A 23,318-nucleotide genomic window follows, 5' to 3' on the forward strand; every position below is an offset into this window, starting at 1 on the left:
TAGGGAGCCGATTCGAAAGAGTCGGCTCTTTTTTTATGCTTTTCGCGTCCATACATTATAACTGCTTGCTGCTCTTTTTTGGTCGCGTTCTTCTCATATTTTACCGGTACATCGCACTTCTGAAATTTAATTCAGTAAAATTTATCCAATTTATTCTTGTTAAGTCAATAGCAAGGTCAGCTACTTAAAATTTACCTTTCTAATGGCTCGTTTTCATCTAAAATCTGCGTTAAATGAGATATTCAACGTGTATCCTGTTGGTTTCATCGGCGTTGGACTGATAGGAATAATGAGTTGTATTGCGCTGTTGGCAACCGACCGAAAAGATGTTCCCGCTCCTGCTAAAACGCCTGCCGAAGAAAAAGCCACCTTTCAATTGGAATCGGGTTTTAAAATTCAATTGGTAGCTTCCGAGCCCATGATTCAAGCGCCGGTTGTGGTTACATTTGATGAAGACGGACGCCTTTGGGTAGTTGAAATGAGGGGATTTATGCCAACCATTGATGGCGACGGTGAGGAAAAACCCGTGGGCCGAATTTCAGTATTGGAAGATAAAAACGGCGACGGGACAATGGATCACAGTACCGTTTTTTTAGATAATTTGGTGATGCCCAGAGCAATCGCTTTGGTAAAGGGTGGAGCCTTGGTAGCGGCCAATAATTCCTTGTGGTTTGCGCAGGATCTGGATGGAAATCTAAAAGCAGAATCCAAGATATTGATCGATTCCACGTATGCCCGTAACGGTTTGCCCGAACATACTGATAACGGCCTGATGCGTAACTCCGATAACCTGTATTACAATGCCAAATCACGGCTGCGGTATCGCTTCACGGATGGGAAATGGTTACGTGACAGTACCGAATTTCGGGGACAATGGGGTATGACCCACGACGATGAAGGGCGACTGTATTACAACTACAATTGGTCGCAATTGCATGGCGATCTGGTGCCACCCAATTACCTGTCCCGTAACAAAAACCATACGCCTACCACGGGTATCGATCACGGCTTTACGATTGACCGCCGAGTGTATCCCATTCGCCCCAACCCGGCGGTAAACAGAGGGTATATTCCGGGTACGTTGGATGCTTCCGGGCGGTTGTTGGAATTTACCGCCGCCTGTTCGCCGACGGTACTGAGAGGGGGTGTTTTTCCAAAAGAATACGATGGAAATGTCTTTGTATGTGAGCCTTCGGGAAATCTCGTCAAGCGTAATGTTGTCGAAAAAAAGGGGTTTATGATCTCGGCGCGCGACCCTCATCCCGGCAAAGAATTTCTGGCGTCTACCGATGAGCGTTTTCGCCCGGTGGCGTTGACGGTCGGGCCGGACGGAGCGCTTTACATGGCCGACATGTACCGTGGATTGATTCAGCACGGAGCCTACGTAACGCCCTATTTGCGGGAACAAACCCTTACCCGAAAATTGATGCAACCCGTCAACCGAGGCCGTATTTGGCGGATTGTACCAACCCATTGGACCCCAACTAAACCAAAGAAACTTTCGAAAGCTTCTTCCGCTGAGTTGGTAGCGCTGTTATCTCATTCCGATGGTTGGCAGCGTGATATGGCGCAGAGGTTACTTGTGGAGCGAAATGATAAACAAAGTGTTGCGTTACTGACCGATTTAGCGCAGAACGGGCCAAATCCATTAGGACGTTTTCATGCTTTATGGACTTTGGATGGTCTGCAATCGACTTCTCCGGACCTTCTGTTTACATTATTAACAGATCAAAGCCCGCTTATAAGTTCGACGGCCCTGCGTTTATTGGAACCTTTGGCAAAAAAAGAAGCAGCTGCTCGGACGAAATTACACCGGGTTCTACTCCAAAATTGGGAGAAAGCTGCGCCCGAACAGGTACTTCAAATAGCTTTGTCAGCTTACGTTTTAGAGCCCGGTGCGGCGCAGCAATTGTTAGCCGATATTTCGGAACGTTATATCACTTTTCCGTTAATGCGCGATGCGGTTATGAGCAGTTTGTATAACCACGAATTTATCTTTTTGGAAGCTTTGTTGAAATCATCCAAATGGCAAAATCAACAGCCTGACAAAGAGATATTTCTGGAAATGTTGACGACGGCTATCGTCCGAAAACGAGATACCAAAGAGATGTCAGCTCTTCTAACGATGTTAAATGTTGACAAAGCTTCTTTTGGTTGGCAACAAAAAACGCTCCTTACCGCGATGGCCATTCAGGGAAAAAATCGAAAACTAAAACCCATTCAACTTTCAGAGGCTCCGCCGTTGTTTGCGCGTACGGATATGGAACCGTTACAAAAAACGCGCCTTCAAACGCTGTCGGCATTGTTTGAATGGCCCGGCCATGTAGCACAGGCGAGTGCCGCACAACAGAGTTTATTAAATGATGAACAACAGCAACAGTTTGCCTTGGGCCGCCAACATTATCTCACGACCTGTGCGGGGTGCCACGGCAGCGATGGTGCCGGTCTCAGTCGTTTCGGGCCGCCATTGATCGAATCGTCGTGGGTATTGGGTGATGAAAAACGCTTGGCACTTATTGTGTTGCATGGCATGGAAGGTCCGTTGGATGTAGCCGGTAAATTGTACGATGTGCCTGATATTCTGCCCATTATGCCATCGCATTCTACGATGGATGACGGTGCCATTATGGCTATTCTGATGTATATCCGCAACGAATGGGGAAACAACGCCGGACCCGTTAGCCGAGGGTTGGTGGGTAAAACACGGCATACGTCACAAGGAAGAGTAATACCTTGGACGGCTAAAGAATTGAATCAATACATGGTGGATACAAAGCCGACAGCAAGTGGCCAAAAGTGAAAATATAGAGGTGAGCGGGGAATTATAAGAAGTTTGAAGCAAAAGGAAAGTTCAACATTTGACGAATCAATATTCAATGAAAAGACGCCGATTTTTACAAAATGCCGCCTTGGGATTCACGGCGCTTTCTTTGCCTGAACTGCCTTCTTTCGCTGCTTCCACCCGCATGGGAATTGTGGTGCATTCTTACGCGAGCCGTTGGAATTCGAAGATAGAAAGCGCAAAATACCCGGGGTTTCAAAACGCTCTTGATCTGCTGGAACATTGTCATGAAATAGGCGCAGGAGGTATGCAGGTGGTGGTGAAAGATTGGAGTGCTGACTTCGCCAAAAAAGTACGTGATCGACGGGAGAAATTAGGATTATACGTAGAAGGCTCAATCGGCGTGCCCAAAAAACCGGAAGATGTTCCTGTCTTTGAAAATGAAGTAAAAAATGCTCGGGAAGCGGGTGCAGAAATACTCCGAACGGTTTGTTCGGGCGGGCGGCGCTATGAAGTTTTTCATTCGGCCGGCGCCTTTCAGGATTTTAGGAAAGGTGCGTTGGTCTCCCTGCAATTGGCCGAACCTGTTCTTCGAAAATACAAGGTCAAATTAGCGGTTGAAAACCACAAAGATTGGCAGGCGGATGATCTGGTAGCGGCGTTGAAACAGATCAACAGCGAATGGATCGGCGCAACGTTGGACTTTGGAAATAATATCGCCCTGATGGAAGACTCGGCGCACGTTGTGCAATCATTGGCTCCGTATCTTTTTAGTACGCACATCAAAGACATGGCCGTGGAAGAATATCCGGATGGTTTTCTGTTGTCAGAAGTGCCGTTGGGAAAAGGAATATTGGACTTGCCCAAACTCGTAAGTGTTTGCCAAAAGCATAACCCAAACGTTACGTTCAATCTGGAAATGATCACCCGTGATCCGCTGGAAATTCCGTGTTTAAAGCAAGACTATTGGGCTACTTTTGAAAATGTATCGGGCAGAGAGTTTGCGCAAACACTTCAAATGGTGAGAAAAAATAAATACCCTTCCGCCCTTCCACGGGTGTCGCAATTGAAACCGGAAGAGCGACTGAAAATGGAAGAAGATAATATTTTAGAGTCGTTGAAATACAGTAAAGAAAAATTAGGCCTTAAATAATACATCACAATCCCACAGAATTGAACCCACATGGATAAAGAAACATTGCCGGGAATTAAACTGTTTGATCTTACCGGAAAAGTCGCCATCATAACCGGAGGCTCGAAAGGACTTGGACTGGCTATGGCTGCCGGATTGGCTTCTGCCGGTGCTAAAGTAATGATCGTCAACCGAAACGCTGAAGACGGCGCGCAGGCAGCGCGGGAAATTACTGAAACCTTCGGCACAGAAGCGATTTCATTTAGTGCTGATACCACCGACCTGCATCAAACAGAAGCCATGGCGAAAGCCGCGATGGATGCCTTTGGCCGTATCGATATTTTGATCAACAGTGCCGGCATCAACATTCGCGGAGCCATTGACGAAGTAACGCCCGAAGATTTTAAAAAGGTACTTGATGTGAATGTCAATGGAACATGGCTCTGCTCGCGCGCGGTGATTCCTTACATGAAGCAAAACAAGCGCGGCAGCATCATCAACATGGCAAGTACGCTTGGCTTGGTGGGCTTGGCCAACCGCACGCCCTACACAGCGAGCAAAGGCGCAGTGGTGCAAATGACCAGAGCGCTTGGCTTGGAAATGGCTCCTTTTAATATCAATGTCAATGCCATTTGTCCCGGCCCTTTTCTAACCGAAATGAACCTGCCGATTGCGGATACGGAAGAGTCTAAAAAGTTTGTCGTGGGAGCTACTGCCTTGGGGCGCTGGGGGCTGCTTCGGGAGATTCAGGGCGCGGCCATTTTTCTCGCGAGCGATGCGGCCACCTATATGGTGGGGTCTATGCTTACCGTGGACGGCGGTTGGACGGCACGATAAAATATGTCTGTATTAATTCTTTAAGAAGTTGATTGTAAGTTGATTACATCAAAGCCTCAACCTTCTCCAACGCAAGGTTGAGGTTTTGATGTAGGATGGTTAATTTATTACAACTTTGGTTGTCACCGTTTTCAGCCCCTTACTTACTCTGAGTAAATAGATTCCCTGACTCAAATTTGTGGTTTGAAACTCTTCGGCATGTTGACTTAAGGGTAAAGCCCTGCCCATGCTGTCAAACAATTCGATTTTTCCGTTTCTCAGGTCTTGGGGTAAATCCAGTTTAAATAGACCATGATTGGGGTTAGGTGAAATAGTAACGGTATTTTCCCTGCCTGCCTTCTCTACTCCCAATACAAGGCTGATATTGACATAAACTGCTTCTGACACTTTACTGCAACCGCCATTGCTCACTTTTACGGCATAATACCCGGAAGTTTTTGCTTCGTAATTTACATCAACAGCGTCTTTAATATCTACAGCATCCTTTTGCCATTGATAGCTCAAATTCTGCCCCGTATTTGCTTGTAACATGGTGGAAACAGGACTGTAGTTCATTAGAGGAGTAATCGTAGCATTGGGCAGTGGATCGAATTGGACGGTTAACGCATTGGAAGTTAATGTCCCGCACGCTGTATCTTTTGCCACTATTTTATAAATCCCCGATTCGGTGGCGGTTAAAGAAGGTGTTGCGCCATCCAATGTGATATCCTTGCCGTCTTTTTGCCACTGATACTGAAATTCTTCTACTGCATCAGTACTTAATTTAATGCTTTCGTTGAGGCAAGCTGCTGTTTTTGAGGCAATTGCTTTTGGTTCAAGCGCAGCGCAGTTGAGAATCAGGCGCTCTATACGCCCTTTGTATACCAGTAGGATTTCCCGATCTGAAACAGGGAAGATACTGCTGATAAGCTCCGGATCGATCTCTTTTGGAATGGTAAATGTGCTGTCCAAAGTACCATTTGTATTTAATCTCACGAATTTGGTTTGACCATCATTACCAAACCTCCCAAAAATTAAGATCTTTTGATCGGTTTGTAAATGGATAATTGACGAATTGCCGTAAGGGGGATCAATTGCCGATTGGAATGTGAGATCAGGGAGTCCGTCAGTAGTGAGTCGAGTCAATTTTTTATAGTTAATGGCTATCAATATTTTATTGTCATTCTGAACTGCTTTTAAACCGCTGCTTTGATCCAAATTTGGTAAGACGGTAGGACTGAAAGAAGCATCCGGGGTGCCATCGGCGAGAAGGCGTGAAAATACATGTTTGTTGTCCACTGTCTCTAAAACAATGATTTTGCCATCTTTTAACAACCAATAAGAAACAAAACTATCCTTCAATACAAACTGCTGAAAAGCATTTTGAGGGTTTACTTTCTGCCCTACATTGTTAATGATATATCTTGCAACATATACAGTAGGGTAGTGTTTCCATTGTCTTACCAAAAAGAGATTGTTGGGTAAAGGAAGTGTTGTTGCACTGTCTCTCAGAAACAGGTTATCAATACTGCCGTCGGATTTTATTCGATAGGTGCCGGAAAAATATTCAAAGATACTATTGCGCTCGGTTTCCCGATTTAGGAGAACAGAGCCATCATTTAATGCATATACATCTTTGTTTTTCGCGTACCTAAAGGCAATGTTGCTGGAACCGCCGTAGAGCCGAAGGGTGTCGAAAAGACCGTCGGTGTATTGTGCCGGCAGTTTGATTTTTTTTGATTCGTAAACAACTGTACTATCAATACTGCCGTCCTTGTGGAGTCGATACAAATCTGCATTAAAATCATTCTGAACGTCCACCAGAATTTGGTCGTTTTTTAAAAGTGCCCGGATTCCGTTCACGTTAGATTGGGCAAGACGGGCAGTTGATCTTTGCAATACATTCCCTGAACCGTCGATCCAGATAAGGTCTGTTGCATAGTTTGAGAGTAGGAATTGACCATTTGCAAGGGGAGTAAAATCATACCTGCCATATACAGGCTGTAATGAACTGTCTTTTACCAATGGTTGTGCTTCATTGGTAGCGGTAATGATTTTGTAAGGGATTTTGGTATTGAGTTCAATAAAATTACCGTCGGCCAGCAAAATATTCTTTGAGTACTCATTTGCTTCTCCCACAGCTGCCGGAAAAGGGCTGCTTTTTTCCAAATTTCCGTCTGCGCTGAAAATATAATACGCATTTGCCCCCCTGTCCTTTACAAAAATTTTTCTGTCAGGGAAAAAAGATATTTGCCTGATCGCTCTATTGCCGGTAGAAAAGGCCGAACCATCCGGTTGGCGAAGGATGAATTTACTTTCAAGTTGTCCCTCTTTACTGTAGAATCTGATATTAATGGTGTTGTTTTGGATAAATCCTATCCGGATTTTATCGTCCGGGCCTATACTTGAGTACCTGTTGTATGAATCACCCTCGTACGTATCGCCTGTTTCTTTTTTGAAAAGAAAGGTAGAATCAGGTGTGCCATCACTTCGTAATCGGAATAATCCACTCATCCAGTTGAACAGAATGATTTTTCCGTCGGATTGTATGGCTGCATTGTCGACATAATAGGGGAATTCCGTGGTATAAACAGTGTCGAGGGCTAGGTGATTGAAACGGGCTATTTTCAGCGTATTGTCAAACCCTTTTCCTAAAACGCCCAGTACGCTGCCGTCCGGAAAGGCTTTGAAAACAGCGTTAAAACCTATGCGGAGGAAGGAGGTGGTGAAGGTATCATCATAACTGCCGTCCTTGTTAAGCCTTAACGTATTTCCGGATGCCGGTTTCCCGTTGACATAATCAAACCGATCATTGGTAGTGACGATGACTTTTCCATCAGGCAAAACAACGGGTGTTGAATAATACATGCTGAAAAATACCTGTTGTCCAATAAAATCCGGACTTTTAAAGTGAGAATCCCATACATAACTTTTCTTTTTCTGCGCATACACCATTGTAACGATGCCCCAAGCTAAATAGACTAAAATGGCTGTTTTTTTCATGTGGTAATTGGTATTCAATTGTTTAACGGTAATTATACTGTATTCTGTCGGCAGATAACCGGAACTGCACTAATAGAGACGGTGGGTAAATGAAAAGAGTTGTATGGGAATAATGAAGGAAAACGGTTCTAAACAACGGCAACCGGGGTTTTTTCAAAAATAAATAATCTTTTAGATCATCCTGACAACCATAATTAAGGTTATTTTCGTCTATGTATTTATAAACGAGTTATGTGTTGAACGTAACAAAAAGGGTTAATTGTTAAAAGCGATCACAATGTCATTGAAACGGTACCTCTCTATTGGAATTTTAGGAAGCCTGTGGGCGTGCGATATGGTCGTCAATAAAGACGCGACTGTTCCGGGAGACCCACAAATTCCCCAAGCCGTTATCGAGTCAGTGCGTGCGCTTAATTCAAATATGTCGGATGTGAATCTGACCCGTTTGGCTAACGGGGAGCTATGGCAAGCTGATTTTTCAACTTCATCTTACCGCAGTTTGTTGTTCATCGATGATACGGGAGAAATCCTTTTTGAGAATAAGTTGGTCGGAAAACCCCAACAATTGCCGACAACAGTTCGCGATGAAGCCAATCGCATAGCGCAGGAAGGATTTATTGAATCGGCTTCGGTGATTCAGCGCGATGCCCAAACAACGCTTGGTTACTTTGTAGAAGTGAAGTTGAAAGACGGACAGGTTCGTAAGCTTCGTTTTAATTCCGCCAATGCGTTGGAAACAAATAGCCCCACCACTTCGACACTGCGCGTAACGGATGTATATCTTACTACCACCGAGCAAATAAAAGACGATGCGCGCATTCCGGCAACTATTCGTCAGTTTTTCGGACAGAATCAATTCCCGGGCTCAAACGTAGCAGTGTATGTGTACGAAGATAAAACGGCCAAAATCGTGCTGACCAATTATCAGTTGACCAACAAATCGATCATTACCACGGAAGTTTTATTGGCCGCCGATGGGCAGGTGTTGGAATGGATCGCTCCGTTGGAAAAAGAGATCAGCTATGAGATCTCAACCCAAAATGATACGCCGGCTTCGGTCAATTCTCTGCTAACGGCCCAAGCACCCGGCTGGACGTGGGAATATACCGTGATGGAGCAGCAATTCGGCAAGACCGCGCAATGGAAAACGCGGGGGAAAAATGCCGCGCAGGAAACCTTGTGGGCTACCCTGGATTACCGAAGCAGTGTTTCTTTTGTAACGAAGTCCTCAGCTATCAGCAGCGGCGAGGTACCTGCTGCGGCGAAGCAATACCTTGACAGTCAATGGTCCGGATGGCAATGGAATAAAGGCCGAAAGCTACAGCAAGTGAATAAAAACAGTCCCGAAAAATACATTATTGAAGTAAAGACCAATGGTGACGTGTACGTTGTGCTTTTTGACGGAACCGGAAAATGGTTATATCAATACAAGAAAAATGCTTGATTTTTGATTCGTTATTTACACATTTCTATACTTTAAACATTTACCCTTTTGGCCGCCTCTCAGAAAGAGATAGAATTAGCGAAAGCCTGTCAGCGCAATGAACGACACGCCCAAACTGCCTTTTACAATCTGTATAAAGGGCGTTTGATGGGTATTTGTCGTCGCTATGCGCGGACAGGCGCGGAGGCAGAAGATATTTTTCAGGAAGCTTTTATTAAAATATTCCAAAATATCGGCGCTTTACAAAATCCTGAATCGGTGGAATATTGGGTAAAATCGGCAGTGGTCCGGACCGCAATCGATTATTATCGTCAGCATCGTAGGGAAGGTGAACAGGTTGATTATGAAGCTGTTTTGGAAGACTGGAGTACGTCACCTACGGTCTATGATAAACTGACACAGGAAGAAGTACTTGCCATTATCAACGAAATGCCGAACGGGTATCGGATCGTGGCAAACTTATATTACATTGATGGCTATACCCATCCTGAAATTGCGCAAATGCTCGGCATTGCCGAAGGGACTTCCAAATCACAGTTGGCAAGAGCGCGCGAAATACTGAAACGAAAATTGAAAGCAATGGGCCTTTGGGCAATAACCTTGTAGAAAAATATGAAGGAGGACGACGAAATAAAGGAGTTTTTGGGGAAGATGTTTGCAGATTTTGAATCTGAACCTTCCTCCAAGGCTTGGGAAAATATTCAGGGCGCATTATCAAATGCGCCTCGTAGTGCAACGTGGCCAAAAATCATCACCGGAGCATTGATCGGCGTTTTTTGTACCGGTATTTGTCATGCACCGGTGCATAGTCAATTCGCAACGATTGAAACGAAAACAAATCATTTAACTTCGGTAGAAACAAAAGCGTTAAAAACCACAGAGCCAACGTTATTGGCTTCGAATGCTAAGGCAAGACAAGTAAATAAGTTAACCGAAATATCGAAAACAACCATTCCGTCTCCTGCTTTGCATAAAGAAGTACTGCCGGTAAAACCTGCATTTGCCGAACAAAAGTCGACGCAAACAGAAGAAAATCCTTCCATCAATTCTCAAAGTATATCGGAAACAATTACGCTTAAAACCGGTGAAGAAACAACTGCTTTTCAACCTGAATTGCTGAACGCTAATGAAATGAAAGAGCTGCCAAGCATTGTTGGCACTCCTGAAGTACCTGTATTGGCGCAACCCAAAAGAGCCGCCGGTTCCATTAAATTATGGTCGGTCAGTGTAATGCCGCTTGCTACGTACCAACGCATGTATGTGGTGCCCGAAGCTACCGAACAGATCAATAAAATTCATGAACAACAGGCATTGAACGGTCATCGCACCGGGGTGCGTATCGGCACGGAATTGACATTTATGCGCGACCGCACAGCTTGGCGTTTTGGAATGAGTTACACACAAATGCGCCAACGGTTGCAATACTCTGTAAGTACCAATCAATATACCCTGACCACTCCTTCCAATGCAGCCCAACCAATGGTCAATCAGCAAATAGCGCAGGCCGAGGAAGTAAATGAGTGGCATTTGGTGGGCTTCCGCGCCGACCGCCAATACCAATTGGTTTCCAATGGAAGGCAACGGTACTTTGTGAGCGTTGGAACCGAAGGTGCCGTAGACCTTGCCGGACGTCAGCCGTATCTGTGGGGACACCTTTCGGTAGGCATTCAGAAACTGCTGACGCCTCGGGTATGGCTGTCGGTAGAACCAACGGCCTCGTACAGTCTCATCAGCAGAACCACGACCAATGGCCTGTTACGCGTCAATCCCTACAATTTCGGAGTTAAAGTAAGTTTGGGATTGATGCCCTAAAATCAGAGAACAGCTATGAAAAGAGTATTGATCATTTTTATAATGAGTGGGTTCGCAGTACCCATTCATGCCCAGTTAGGCTACCGAACCCTGTGGGAAAAGTCAATTGGCAGCACCATAAACGGTGAAATGGCGATAGGCAAGCCTTTTAGCCAACAAAGACCGAACGGCTCGATAGTGTTCAGTTATCCGTATCGTCTTTGTATCTCAAAATGCAGTACCACGGTTGTAAATCGGACAATTTTGGTGGATAGCACTTTTAAAATGGACGGCAATTATGCGCTCAATACCAATTTGGATTACTATCCTTTTAAAAGCGGTTACTATATTCAGAATGGAGCCAATAATGATCCGCAAACGGGGGTATTTTATTATACCACAGCTATTTATGATCCCAACAGCGAAATCAAGGCAAACTTTAAAAGAATAAATGCCTTTGCTAAAATAGGCTTGCTGAAACCTGTCTCCAACGGTAATCTTATTGTTTCAGTGCACGAAAATGGGTTCAATATGCCCGATAGTATCGTAAGCATCAACAACCGGGGACAGGTGAATTGGAAGTATGGCATGCAATCCTTTCTGTATAATTGGCAGGATGCCGCTTACAAATACACAACTTCTGATGAGCCTATTTACGTCAGTAATCAAACAGCTTACATTGCCAATCGGGAAACCCGTTCCCGAACCGATTTCTCAACCGTTGTATCTTCCACAAAACGGCTTGTGTTGGTAGATAGCACGGGTCGGGAAAAATGGAATGTAGTGGTAGATACAACCTCTAACAGAACTCGGGTAGTAGGGCAGGATGCACAGTTGCGTTTGATTGTCTTGTCGGTGAAAGACTCTATCGGAATCATGTCAAAGTTTGACATGGAAGGCCAAAAAAAGGAAACGCTGAATCTTAAATTACCGGCTTTTTATAACCTGAGCAATGTAAGTTTTCAAAGCACTACTGACAATGGATTTTTGCTTTACCATAAAAATCATGATACTGAAATTAACAAGTTTAACAGCACCGGACAATTGGTATGGCAATTTTTCGGCTTTCCTTATTTAGAAAACGTAACGGTTTATCCCAACGGAAATATCTTGGGTTATTCAACGTATTATGGTGATTTTAAATTGTTTCTGTTGGCCCCTGATGGCTCACCTTTTTTTTCCGGCGCGATCATTCATCATCTGATAAGTACTCAGGGATGGAGGTATTTTACAACACTTGAAAAACTGTATGCCATTAACCCGCAGGGAGAAATGGCTTGGTCCGTTCAACGGCCTTCTTCCTATGGCATTCTAAGTCAGGACACTGACGGTTTACCCTTGTTGACCGAAACCATTTCAACCAAGAATGCCAATGCCGCCAATTTTTTAAAGCTTGCAGCTTTGGATGTTACCAATACGTTTAAAGTCTCAAAATATTCGCCAACGGGAAAGTTGCTATGGCAATTGCCGGTCAATTTGCCCGTTGCAAATCCTAACCGTCAGGTAAAGATTGCAGGCGGCGTGTATCCTTCCAAAGAGAAAAAAGGAGAATACCTTATTACGCACTTATTTATAAACCTGAACCAAAACGATGACATTGGGAATTTTAACAATTTCAGCCACTCGGTTTTATTTTCAAAAATATCTCGCCCGTGTTACGAAAACCTCAACGCTGCACTGAAATCTCCTGTTGCCCTTTTGTGTGAAGGCCAAAAACTGGCATTGACCTCCAATACCGATTCGCTGAATTATCTGTCGTATCAGTGGCAGCGCGACGGACAAACCCTTGCCACTACCCGTCAATCAACTTTTGACGCAACGGCGGCGGGCACGTATCGGGTCATTGTAAAAGATTCGGTGTGCGGTACTTCATTTACGTCCGCAGAAGTGAAGATTCAGCCTCGCGCGGCCTTGCAGCCGTTGATCACTACTACAGGTTCGACGGATTTTTGTGAAGGCAGCGCGGCGGCGGTGCTGACGGTGAGCGCTCCCCGAGCCGATTTGTCATATCAATGGTATCGCGACGGACAATCTTTGGGCAATACGTTTCAAGCGTCACTTCAGGCAACGCAGACAGGTCGTTATCAGTTGTTTGCACGAGACTCGGTTTGTAATGCTACGGCCTTATCGCCGGCGGTGTCAGTAACTGCACACCCATTGCCCGAAGCTACGGTGACACCCGAAGTCAATGGTGCCGTTTATGCACCGTTCAAGGCAAAACTGAAAGCCAATGAAGGTGCCGGAATGACGTATCAATGGTATAAAGAAGGCGCGGAAATTGCGGGAGAAAAGGGTATCATTTACGAAGCGGGCGAAAGCGGCAGCTATTCGGTACGTGTAAGTAAGGAAGGATGCAGTCGCACTTCTTCAGCGTTGAGCATTTCGATATTACAACCGCTTGGAGTGGAAATAGGAGTGGACGAGGTAAAAGTATATCCCAATCCTACCGGCGGCCATTTTCAATTAACGTTGCCGCAGCAGTGGCAAAAAGCAGAGGTTGAATTAATAGATCTCATGGGCCGACAACTGCCGTTGCGCAGAGACAACGATCATTATCAGACCGAAGCAACTGCCGGAGCGTTTTGGTTGCGGATAAGAATGGAGGAAAAGGAGATTAAAAAACGATTAATTATCGTACGATAAAACCGGCCCACTAAAGAATTTGTAACGATTAAGTTGCTAAATTGGCTGAGAATTAATTGCTTGTGATAATTCTTAAAAGGGAAAATTACCTCATCATATCTTTAGCCTGTTATGCTTGATTTTATTAAACTTTACATTGGGACATTTCGTCGTTTGGCTTATACATTGAGCGTCGGCATTTTTAATCCGGATGAACGGGCACGTTTAAATTATATTTACAATTTATATGCTCCCGAACGTTTTCCCGAAGATCCTTATATCATTCCAAAAACCGATGTACTGGAGATAAATGATAACGATAAAGCTGCTTATGAAGGTGTAAATGAGTGTGGATTTGGGCATATTACCGAATTTGAGCTGAAAGTTATTTGCCAAATTGTACAGAAATACCAACCCAAGCATATTTTTGAGATCGGAACTTTTGAAGGTCGTACAACACTCAATATGGCCCTTAATGCCCCTGATGCACGCATTCTTACCTTAGATCTGCCGGCCGAAGAATTGGCGAATACCAAAATGAAAATTGATAAGGGAGAAGAAGCGTATGTCAGGAAAAAGCAGTCGGGTGGCCGTTTTCTGGATCACCCTGCAAAAAAGAACATCAATCAATTGTATGGAGACTCCGCAACTTTCGATTTTTCTCCTTATTACAACTTCATTGATCTGATGTTTGTCGATGGTTCACATGCGTATGAATATGTACTGAGTGATACAGACCGTGCACTGAAACTGGTAAAAAAAGGAGGGATTATTTTGTGGCATGATTATACCAATTGGACCGGCGTGCGGGACGGATTAAATGAGTTTTATAAAAACAAACCCGAATTTAAAACGATTCGCCACATAGGCGGTACCAGTATTGTAATGCTTCAGGTATAATTTTTGGATCGTAGTCAATATGCATTTTTGTTGCGTACTTCGGAGCTGATTCGTAAGAGTCAGCTCTTTTTATTTTATTCGCAACTTGAAAAACCTGACAACCTAACCCTTAACCTTCCTGATTCGATGTCTCAACGTATTGGTGGTTACCGTATTGGCAAAATACCGGACGACGTAACCCACAAAAAAACCAAGAAAAGTCTTGAGCTTCCCCAAAAAGTTGATCTGCGTAAGTTTATGACTTCTGTAGAAATGCAGGTCGGCAATAGCTGCGTGGCCAATTCTTTTGCGGGTGCTTACGAATATTTGGCCAAGCGTACGCTTGGTGAGTCCTCAGATGTAAGCCGATTGTTTATTTATTACAACGCGCGCTATTTCGCAGGAGAACAGGAGCATGATAACGGTTCTATGATGTATAATGCCATTGAGGGGCTTAAAGAATACGGTGCCTGTTCCGAAAACCATTGGCCCAATGAAAAGAACAGGATCACGGAAGAGCCGGACGAAGATTCGTACAACCACGGCGCTAATTTTCGCATTGTCGAAGCCGAATTCATCAAAACTGATTTGAAACTATGGCGTCAAACATTAGCGGAAGGTCATCCGATTGCGTTTGCACTTAATACTTTTGAATCGTTCGACAGCGCCAATCGTAATAAAGGCCGCGTATTGATGCCAAAACCTTCCGATAATGTTCGGAAAACGCACGGTTGGCACGCTATGCTTTGTGTGGGCTATTCTGACCCGGATCGTATGTTTATCGTACGCAATTCGTGGGGAGAAAAATGGGGCGATGGCGGTTATTGCTACATTCCATACGATTATGTCATGCATGAAGACTATAACGGCCACGATTCGTGGATCGTTAAGTCCGTGGAAAATCTTGATTTCAGCGATGATATTTCAGACGACAGCGAAGAGTCCAATTTCTACGATGAAGACCGCACCTATTTGACTGACTTTTACATTCAAGTCGAAGACCCTGAGGATTTTGCCGTTCAACTGGAAGCGCTTTGCCAAGAATACGTAAACGAAGAAGACGAGTATTATTTCGACTACGAAACCGTCGAGGAAGATGGCGTGGATTATTTGGAAATCACCGGTTTTGAACTCCTCACCGATGTATACGAAGATTTCCTCGCTGATTTGGAAGCACTTTGCGAAGAGTATGCCATCGACGGCAGTTATGATTATACCCTTGTCGGCGCGGAAGAATGAGAAGAGTTATGTTTTGAAAATACGATACGTTATTTGGGCTCTTTATGAGTTTACCGGAAGTCCTAATCCATAAGTTCTTTTTCCCAACATATGGCTTCCGAATAATTTCATACAGCCATTATTTGAATACATTTGACTGGAATATTTTTACAGAATTAAAAGGGCGCTAGCCGAAAAACAATTAGCAGGTGGCTTTTATCGGCCGCCAACGTCTTTAGCAGGAATGTAGCTCTACATTCATCGAGGAAAATACGCAGAGTAAGGCGAAAGTCAGCGGTCATTGCCAGCTGAGTTTTTTTTCAGCGGCGTGACCGACTCGCTCCTTCAACGTCTTACAGGATGCGTATTTAACCTCCGCTGTATGCGTTCTCTCGTGTTTCTTTTGGCCCTCTCGGGGCTGTTCTGCCTGAATTCCTTTGCCCAAACGACCGACAACTATCCCGTCCAAACCACGGTGTATTTTGGCGGCCCCTCCTCTCAACGTCTCTCCGAGTGGTTCACCTCCGACAAACGACTTTTTATCCTGCTCCAACTCAAAGACCTCACCAAACCTTCCGTTTCCGTTTACCTGCGCTGGCAACTCGAAGGACCCGGCATCCGCATCGCCACCCGCGAAGGCTACCTGCCACCGGCTTTCTTTTCCCTCACGCCCGGCCTACCCGCCCGCCTCAACGGCACCGATCTGGCCGCTCACTACTTTGCGCCTTCCGTCCTGCAAACCGAAGGCCTCGACCTGCAGGAAGCCTACAATGCCTCCCTGCCCGAAGGCTTCTACACCTTCTCGGTGCAGGCCTTCGAGGCTTCCACGGGGCAGGTCGTCTCCAACACCGCCCAAACATTTTTAGTACTCTCCTCGCCTCAGCCGCCTATGTTGAATCTGCCGGCCAACGGCAGCTCCGTCCCCGCCAACGCGTTACAGAAAGTGCTGTTTCAGTGGACGCCGCGCCACTTTGCCACCCCGCAATCGCAGGTGGTCTACCGCCTGAAAGTGTGCCGTGTACCGGATAATGAGGAACCTAATGAGCAAACGATGCTTACCTGCGTTACGCCTGTGCTGGACAAAACCGATCCCGGCACCTCCTTGACGGGGGACATGACGGGGTGGTTTCAGCCCCTCGAAGCGGGGCAACGCTACGCCGTGCAGGTACAGGCTATTGACCTCAATAATCAATTGACGAATTTTGCCAACCAAGGCTACAGTCAGGTGCAATGGTTTCGTTATGGGCAGGCGTGTCTGCCGCCTTCGTCGTTTACGCTGCAAAGCGTGTCTTCCGACCGGGTACGCCTGCTTTGGGAAGCCCGGCCGCAGGCTCAGGCCTATGTGGTGGAGTACAAAGCCGAAACGGCCACGGAATGGACCTCGGTGAAGGTCTACGGCACGACGTATATGGTGGCGGGACTGGAGAATAAAACCACGTATTTATTTCGCCTGCGCAGCGACTGCGACGGACTGCTGCCGAGTGCGCCGAGCGAGGAGCAGGAATGGAACATTTCAGCGCAGGCTCCCGAAACCGCTCCCGAGTGGCCCGGGGAATTGCTGCAACCCGAACTCATCAACGTGCAGACCCTTGACATGGTGGCTGTGCCCGTGACGATATTACAGGAGCTGTATGTGAACTTTCCCGTGCAGGCGTCGACGCCACCGGGCGCCCCAAACGCATTTGCCCCGACCTCCGGTACCTCATCAGGGGTTTCCACCAATGTTCCCTTGACAACGAAGTTAAAGATTCCCGATTGTGCCCTGCGGGCGGGTTCGTTTGTTGATTGTCAGCCGACACATCCCATAATTCCCCTGCCTACGGGTGAAGAACTGACTTCGCTGAGTGTCGGCGATGTGTTGGGCATCTATGACTTTGCCCTCATTGTCACCAAGATAGGGGAAGGGCCGGGGTTTTCGGGCGAAGGATTGGTACGGTTGCCGTTTCTGGGCAATGCCATGATGCCCATGGAGTTCAAAGGCGTACGAGCCAAAAAAGGCGAAGAAGGCACCCACGGCGGCTGTGTATACGCCATTGACGCAGGCGGTTATGTGCAGTCCAAAAACAACGTTTCGGCCGAGGAGTTGATGGAGCAGCGGCAGTCCCTGATTCAGGCCGTGCTCCGAAAAAGCAATCCCGCCGCTTTTGCCGGTACCCTACAGCAGGCACTTCAATCCTATAACGGGGTGGCCAAAGAAATTACCGAGGCAAAACAGGCAGGTCAATCCGTAACCCCTGAGCAGGTACAGCAGATAATGCAGTATACGGCCGCGATTTTGCAGGGAAGCGGTGCGTTGAAAACGCAGCTCAATGCCTTGGGCACGGACGATGAAACCGTCACCACCCTGTTGAAAGACCTCAAGGCACTGACCGACGAATTGACCGCCCATCAGGCTACCATCAACAAGGGGCGGGATGTGCCCGTCATCGCCGACCTGAAGGCCAAGTATCAAGCCCTTTTTGACCGCCTCAAACAACTGACCGCTTCGCCGATAGAACCGCCGGCCGAAACGCCCACTGGACGCATTACCAACGTTAGCATCAGCGGCATTGAGGCTCAATCGGCGAAAATCGGTTGGACAGGCGATAAGGCGTTTGCCAAGTACACCGTTATCTACGCCGCCGAAGGCGAGGGAGAACTCACCCAAACGGTCACGAGCCCGCAATTGACCCTTACAACCCTCAAACCGGGACGGAAATACACCTACAAAATTGTGGGTTACAGTGAAACGGGTGAAGTGGCGGATACCTATGGCACAGGCACTTTTTCCACCCCTGACAACCTCTTACCGCCACCGGAGAATGTCATTTCCACCGTACAGACCGATGGCAGTGTCAAAATCACCTGGAAGAAAAACAGCCTGCATCAGAGTTTTAAACTGACCTATAAAGATACTGACGGAGAGTTGCGCACGCTGTACCCCACCACCAATTCTGCCGTCATTGCCGGCTTGCCCGGGAATCAGGTATATCCCTATTCCATCGTCGCCTTCGGCAGTGAACAACGCAGCAGCACGGCGGCCGACGGCGATTTTCAGCTGGGAACCGTTTGCCGGGCTGCCATCAGTTCGGTGCCCTTACGGGTTGTGGAAGGTACACTCGTGACGCTGAAGGTCGAAACCTGCCCCACCGGCAGTGTCCGTTGGCAGATCGGCGATAACCCCTCCAACGTCTACACCGGCAGTACCATTACCCACACCCCTCTGCAAACCACCACTTACCAATCCTTTTGCACCCTGACCATCGACGGCCGCTCGGAGACCTGCTCGGAGTCTGTGCAGATCGTGGTAGACCGTCAGTGCAAAGGAGTAACGGCAAGCGTTTCCGCGCCGCAGATTGAGCCGGGGCAATCCGTGCTGCTGCGGAGTTCGGGATGCAGCGGGGATATTCAGTGGAAAGACGGCTACCCTGCCGGGCAAATTGTGGGCCGGGAAAGTTCCCTTTTTCTCACCCCGAATGCTACTCAAACGTACACGCTTTCCTGTGTAGACCAAACCGGCCAACAATGCACCGTTGACGTCGGAAGCGTAAAAGTAAGCTGTCATTTTCAATTGGCCGTCACCGGCCGAAGTGCGTTGAACAAATCAGACCGTACCATCATTGTACAGGCGGTTGGATGTGAGGGTACCGTCAATTGGGGGGCCATTGACGGGGGAAACGGGGGCATTCGTACCGAATATCGTGACCCCACTACCGTTATTTATTCCTCCGTTACAAAGGGCTTCACCGTCAACCCAACCTGTCTTGCTACCGGGTGTAAGGCCACGACAGGGTATATAGAAGCTCCGCCAAAGAGTACGGTCTGTAACCAGCCGGGGGAGTTTGATCTCACCTTGACGACGGAAACCTATAACACGATCACGCTGAAAGTAACCACCTCGCTCTCTTTTCAGTGGGATGATGCGCCCGTGAGCGATAAACTGCGCACGATTCCCAAGCCACAGGCAACCCGGGTGTTCTCCATCCATACCGACGAGGGCTGTAAAAGTTCGTTTACCTATCAACCCTCGAACCAACGAATAGAACTGTTACCCTGCCTGCTCTTTCAGTTGTCTCCGAACTACGCCGTTCAGATTCCTGCCGATCAATCGTCCAAGGCGCTCACCATGACCGCCGGCGGGTGCAGCAACGGGGTCAATGCCGGAACGGTGACGTGGAAGGATGCCAAAGGGACGGTCATGACGGCCAATACGACCGGTGCACTCACCGTTAATTACACCAATGCCGACGTCAATAAACAATTTACCTATACGGCCACCTGTTCGCTGTTCCCCGATGCGCCCAAAAGCACTATCGTCAGTGTGACCAAACAGGCCCCGGCGCTGCCGAAAAATCCCTGTGATTTTGCCATTCGTACGGCTAATTATCACACCTTTGATACATTTCTGCCGGACTTGAGCGACCCGATTCGCATTGACCTGTTCGGCAAAGGTGATTATGTACAGGTGTTTATCCAAGAGGGGAATAATCCCCTGACCGCCGGCTATGACCTGACGGTCGATGCCTCCGATAAAACCAAGGCCACGGTCATCATTAAAAAAGCCGATTATGTCAGGGAAGGCTCCTTTTTGGTGAAGATCACCAATTTTATCAACGGTGTCGGCAATTGTGACCGGTATGTTTACATCACCGTCAGCAATAACAAGAGCTCCTCCAATGCTTATTATGTGCAGTACTCCACTGATCCTAAAGCCGCACAGAGCCAACGGGACTGCGGAAACTACCGCAACGGGACGGTGCGCACGACGGGGTATCTGAACACCGGCACCCGTGAATCGGTGGACGCCCTCATGCGGAACACCACGGTCGATCTGGGCGTGATCTCGTTTCTGACCGTCAACAGCGTTCCCCTCACCACCCAATACCCGACGCAGGAATTGGGTCTGGTGGATAAGGTCTGCAATGCCGATCCGGCCTCTACCCTGGAATGGTTTACCGCCCCGGGTTTCAACGGCCGGATCGACCGCCGCTCGGATTCTCCCGTTCGGCACGTCAGGGTGCCCAAACCCACCCAAACCGTGACGTATTACGGGCGGTGTACGTTCGCCAACGGGAGTTATTGCGAAACTCAGTTGACCCTGCAACCCACGACGGGACAGGCAGGGGGGGGCGGAGCCAACGGACGTGAGGGCGTCGGTGAAACTACACAGTCCACTACCGCGCAGGCACCCTGTGTGTCTTCCAAACGGGAAGCCGCGCAACGCCTGCTGTCCAGCCTGTTGTGCAATAAGATCAGCCTGTTGCCCGTCGACGATAATGCCAAACTGGAGGCCGTACGCCAAACCCTGCAATCACAGGGATTTGACTTGGCCCCCGTGACGCCGCAAATGGCGGCCGATCTGGCGGCGGGCAAATGCAGCGAGGTCATTGAGGCGCTCACCAACGCCCTGACCGGCGATGAAAACACGGATGCCCTCAACGAGATCCTCGGCAATGCTGATGCACTGGCCGGGGAAGCGGTCGCGGCCTTGCTGCCGGCCGCGCCGACCGTGGATGATCCCGATCAAAAAAACGCCGCCCCGAACGGGTATTATTACCTTACCTCCTCCGGCGGGCCGCTGCTACTGCCCGCAGGGGCGGAGTTGGTCTTTTTTAAAGATCGCAGCCCGTATCCCAACGGCACCTTGCAGGGGTTTAAATTGCCGGACGGACGGCTGTACTACGCAGACATAGTGGAGGGACGGAACACCTTCAGTGGCTATCGCCTGATGGGAGACGCTTCGAGGCCGCCGAAGTATTATCCTGTCCCGAAGTTGTCGTTAACGGGGCCGCAAAAAGTGTACAAGTTGAATTATGTGGAAGCCAACGGGCAGTGCGGTTACCAGGTGGTGGAGAGTGAGTATGAATTCAAAGCCGTGGAGGAAGGCAAGATCATGGAATTGATCAATCCCGCCGGTGTCGTGAAGGTAACTTACTACCGCGCCTGTGAAGTGCCGGATTATGTGGGTTCGTGGACGACCGACGCACAGGGCATCAAACACAAAACGGTGGTCATTCAGGGCAGTACATTTTACCTGACTGAGCAAAACGGGGACATCACCGTCACAGGAAGATGGAAAACGTTCTCTAAATGTGCCACCTGCGGGAAAGAGGCTCAAGGGGCGTTGGACAATGCCCTAAAGAAAGCCCGTGCCACCAACGGAAAAATCACCGAAAGTACGCTGATTGTGACCCAACAAGACCAATCGTATGGGGATGCGGGAGTGATTTCCTATTCAGAGATGAAACTGATGGACATCCTGAAAAATCTGGCCACGACCTACAACAGTCTTGTGGATAAGGCCAAGGTGCCTGAGGCAGTTTGGAAAGCACAGGAAGATCTGCCCGCCGAGGATAAGAATTTCTTTGTGCAGGATAAAACGCGGGTGATTTCAGGGGCAGTGGACCAAGCGATTGAGGAGGCAAGAGACCTCCCCGAATTGGTAGGTCTGGGCTTGAAAGTAGCCTCCGATCCGCAGGGGGCCTATGACCAACTCAGCACGTTTGCGCAGCAAATGAGTTGGCAAAAAGCCAAAGACTTTGCCAAAGAAGCGGTCAAAAGTACAGTACAGTATGATTATTTGACTAACCCAAAAAACGAGTACAAACTGTATGGTACGGGTCGTTTGGGAGTGTCCATTGTCAAACTGGCAGCAGGTGGCGCGGCGCTCAAGTTTGCGGCCATAGTCAAAAAAGCCCCTGATTTTTTGGCTTTATGGAATAGGCTGAGAGATAAAATGGATAATCTGAGTTGGACACAAGCCGATAAAGACCGTTTTAGGTATGACTTCGAGACGGTGGATGAAAGCATTTTGAAACGTTTTGACGAGGGAGGTGATTTAGACCTTAATGCTTCTAAGGCACTGGACGAAAATAAAAACCTACGGCGTATCTTAGGAAATCTGCAAACATTGACCCGTTTAAAGTCTATTTTGCCAAGCGACTTATCGATGGATGACATCAAAGGGCTAATCATTAATAGTTCTAACAAACAGGATATATTGGCCGAATTAGCCAAGTTTGATGCCATCAATGTGGATGAACTGCGAGATTTGTTAAAAAAACGAGGATTATTGACCGTGGCGGTTAAAAAAGCAGATGTACCCTTCAAGGGCAGCCCGAATAGTGCGGTATTAGATCAAGTAACGACTCGGCAAACGGCTCGGCAAGCCTCTCAGAATTTGGATGTAAAATCGCCGACTTATGACGCAGATTATAAAGCACAGATGAAAGCCATGCGGGATGCCAGCGAGAAATCTGCCGAATTGATGGCCGATATTCACTTTGGAAAAGCTAACGAGATCGATTTATCTTTGCCTAATACAACGGCGAAACAGGGGCAATTTGACCGTGTTTACAAGACCACCGACCCACAAACAGGTGCAGTAACATGGCACGTAGTGGAATGTAAAGGAGGTGCCGCAGAATTGGGATCTCGCCAAGGACATCAGCAATGTACCAAACCCTATATTGAGAGTGTGATTGCTAATTTGAACGCGAATATAACAAAGTTAAACGATACACAGAGGGCAAATCTAAGAGACTTGCAATCTGCCCTAAATACAAGTAGTGTACGTTCGTATCGCTTAAAACAACCCTTTACAGATGATGGAACACTGGGAAATACTGAAATAACAGAATTTAACCTTTAAT

The 23,318-nt window shown here is 47.4% G+C and carries 11 protein-coding genes; 10 read left to right on the forward strand and 1 reads right to left on the reverse strand.

The features are described from left to right. Positions 1–202: 202 nt before the first annotated feature. The 3 genes from ACQY73_RS34560 to ACQY73_RS34570 all read left to right on the forward strand — a co-directional run bounded on the left by ACQY73_RS34560 (position 203) and on the right by ACQY73_RS34570 (position 4,751). On the forward strand, positions 203–2,800 hold the full coding sequence (locus tag ACQY73_RS34560) for a DUF7133 domain-containing protein (protein ID WP_428659576.1): 2,598 nt from the start codon (positions 203–205) through the stop codon (positions 2,798–2,800). A gap of 76 nt (positions 2,801–2,876) precedes the next feature. After that, complete coding sequence (locus ACQY73_RS34565) at positions 2,877–3,935, forward strand: sugar phosphate isomerase/epimerase family protein (RefSeq protein ID WP_428659579.1); 1,059 nt, start codon at positions 2,877–2,879, stop codon at positions 3,933–3,935. Positions 3,936–3,965: 30 nt separating this feature from the next. After that, on the forward strand, positions 3,966–4,751 hold the full coding sequence (locus ACQY73_RS34570) for an SDR family NAD(P)-dependent oxidoreductase (RefSeq protein WP_428659582.1): 786 nt from the start codon (positions 3,966–3,968) through the stop codon (positions 4,749–4,751). A gap of 99 nt (positions 4,752–4,850) precedes the next feature. On the opposite strand, the gene ACQY73_RS34575 is transcribed toward ACQY73_RS34570, so the two are convergent. Continuing rightward, positions 4,851–7,733, reverse strand: a complete 2,883-nt coding sequence (locus tag ACQY73_RS34575; protein WP_428659585.1) for a T9SS type A sorting domain-containing protein — start codon at positions 7,731–7,733, stop codon at positions 4,851–4,853. Positions 7,734–8,010: 277 nt separating this feature from the next. On the opposite strand from ACQY73_RS34575, the gene ACQY73_RS34580 reads away from it, so the two are divergent. The 7 genes from ACQY73_RS34580 to ACQY73_RS34610 all read left to right on the forward strand — a co-directional run bounded on the left by ACQY73_RS34580 (position 8,011) and on the right by ACQY73_RS34610 (position 23,317). Further along, complete coding sequence (locus tag ACQY73_RS34580) at positions 8,011–9,177, forward strand: hypothetical protein (protein WP_428659587.1); 1,167 nt, start codon at positions 8,011–8,013, stop codon at positions 9,175–9,177. A gap of 48 nt (positions 9,178–9,225) precedes the next feature. Beyond that, positions 9,226–9,783: an RNA polymerase sigma factor gene (locus ACQY73_RS34585; protein WP_428659590.1), complete on the forward strand. Its 558-nt coding sequence runs from the start codon at positions 9,226–9,228 to the stop codon at positions 9,781–9,783. A gap of 6 nt (positions 9,784–9,789) precedes the next feature. Next, positions 9,790–10,989 carry a hypothetical protein gene (locus ACQY73_RS34590; protein WP_428659592.1) on the forward strand — a complete coding sequence of 400 codons (1,200 nt, stop codon included), beginning with the start codon at positions 9,790–9,792 and terminating at the stop codon, positions 10,987–10,989. A gap of 15 nt (positions 10,990–11,004) precedes the next feature. Continuing rightward, positions 11,005–13,611, forward strand: a complete 2,607-nt coding sequence (locus ACQY73_RS34595) for a hypothetical protein (protein ID WP_428659595.1) — start codon at positions 11,005–11,007, stop codon at positions 13,609–13,611. A 111-nt stretch (positions 13,612–13,722) separates the two neighbouring features. Then, on the forward strand, positions 13,723–14,490 hold the full coding sequence (locus tag ACQY73_RS34600) for a class I SAM-dependent methyltransferase (RefSeq protein ID WP_428659598.1): 768 nt from the start codon (positions 13,723–13,725) through the stop codon (positions 14,488–14,490). 3 nt (positions 14,491–14,493) lie between these two features. Continuing rightward, positions 14,494–15,708: a C1 family peptidase gene (locus ACQY73_RS34605; RefSeq protein ID WP_428659601.1), complete on the forward strand. Its 1,215-nt coding sequence runs from the start codon at positions 14,494–14,496 to the stop codon at positions 15,706–15,708. Positions 15,709–16,069: 361 nt separating this feature from the next. Next, entirely contained in the window at positions 16,070–23,317 is a 7,248-nt protein-coding gene (locus tag ACQY73_RS34610; RefSeq protein WP_428659604.1) for a fibronectin type III domain-containing protein, read from the forward strand. Position 23,318 lies beyond the last annotated feature (1 nt).

The sequence above is a fragment of the Runella sp. genome (genome assembly GCF_965279615.1).
Taxonomy (GTDB): Bacteria; Bacteroidota; Bacteroidia; order Cytophagales; family Spirosomataceae; genus Runella.

Coding starts and splice junctions, on each gene's coding strand:
- ACQY73_RS34560 (WP_428659576.1), top strand. CDS start 203: ATGGCTCGTTTTCATCTAAAATCTGCGTTAAATGAGATATTCAACGTG.
- ACQY73_RS34565 (WP_428659579.1), top strand. CDS start 2,877: ATGAAAAGACGCCGATTTTTACAAAATGCCGCCTTGGGATTCACGGCG.
- ACQY73_RS34570 (WP_428659582.1), top strand. CDS start 3,966: ATGGATAAAGAAACATTGCCGGGAATTAAACTGTTTGATCTTACCGGA.
- ACQY73_RS34575 (WP_428659585.1), bottom strand. CDS start 7,733: ATGAAAAAAACAGCCATTTTAGTCTATTTAGCTTGGGGCATCGTTACA.
- ACQY73_RS34580 (WP_428659587.1), top strand. CDS start 8,011: ATGTCATTGAAACGGTACCTCTCTATTGGAATTTTAGGAAGCCTGTGG.
- ACQY73_RS34590 (WP_428659592.1), top strand. CDS start 9,790: ATGAAGGAGGACGACGAAATAAAGGAGTTTTTGGGGAAGATGTTTGCA.
- ACQY73_RS34595 (WP_428659595.1), top strand. CDS start 11,005: ATGAAAAGAGTATTGATCATTTTTATAATGAGTGGGTTCGCAGTACCC.
- ACQY73_RS34600 (WP_428659598.1), top strand. CDS start 13,723: ATGCTTGATTTTATTAAACTTTACATTGGGACATTTCGTCGTTTGGCT.
- ACQY73_RS34610 (WP_428659604.1), top strand. CDS start 16,070: ATGCGTTCTCTCGTGTTTCTTTTGGCCCTCTCGGGGCTGTTCTGCCTG.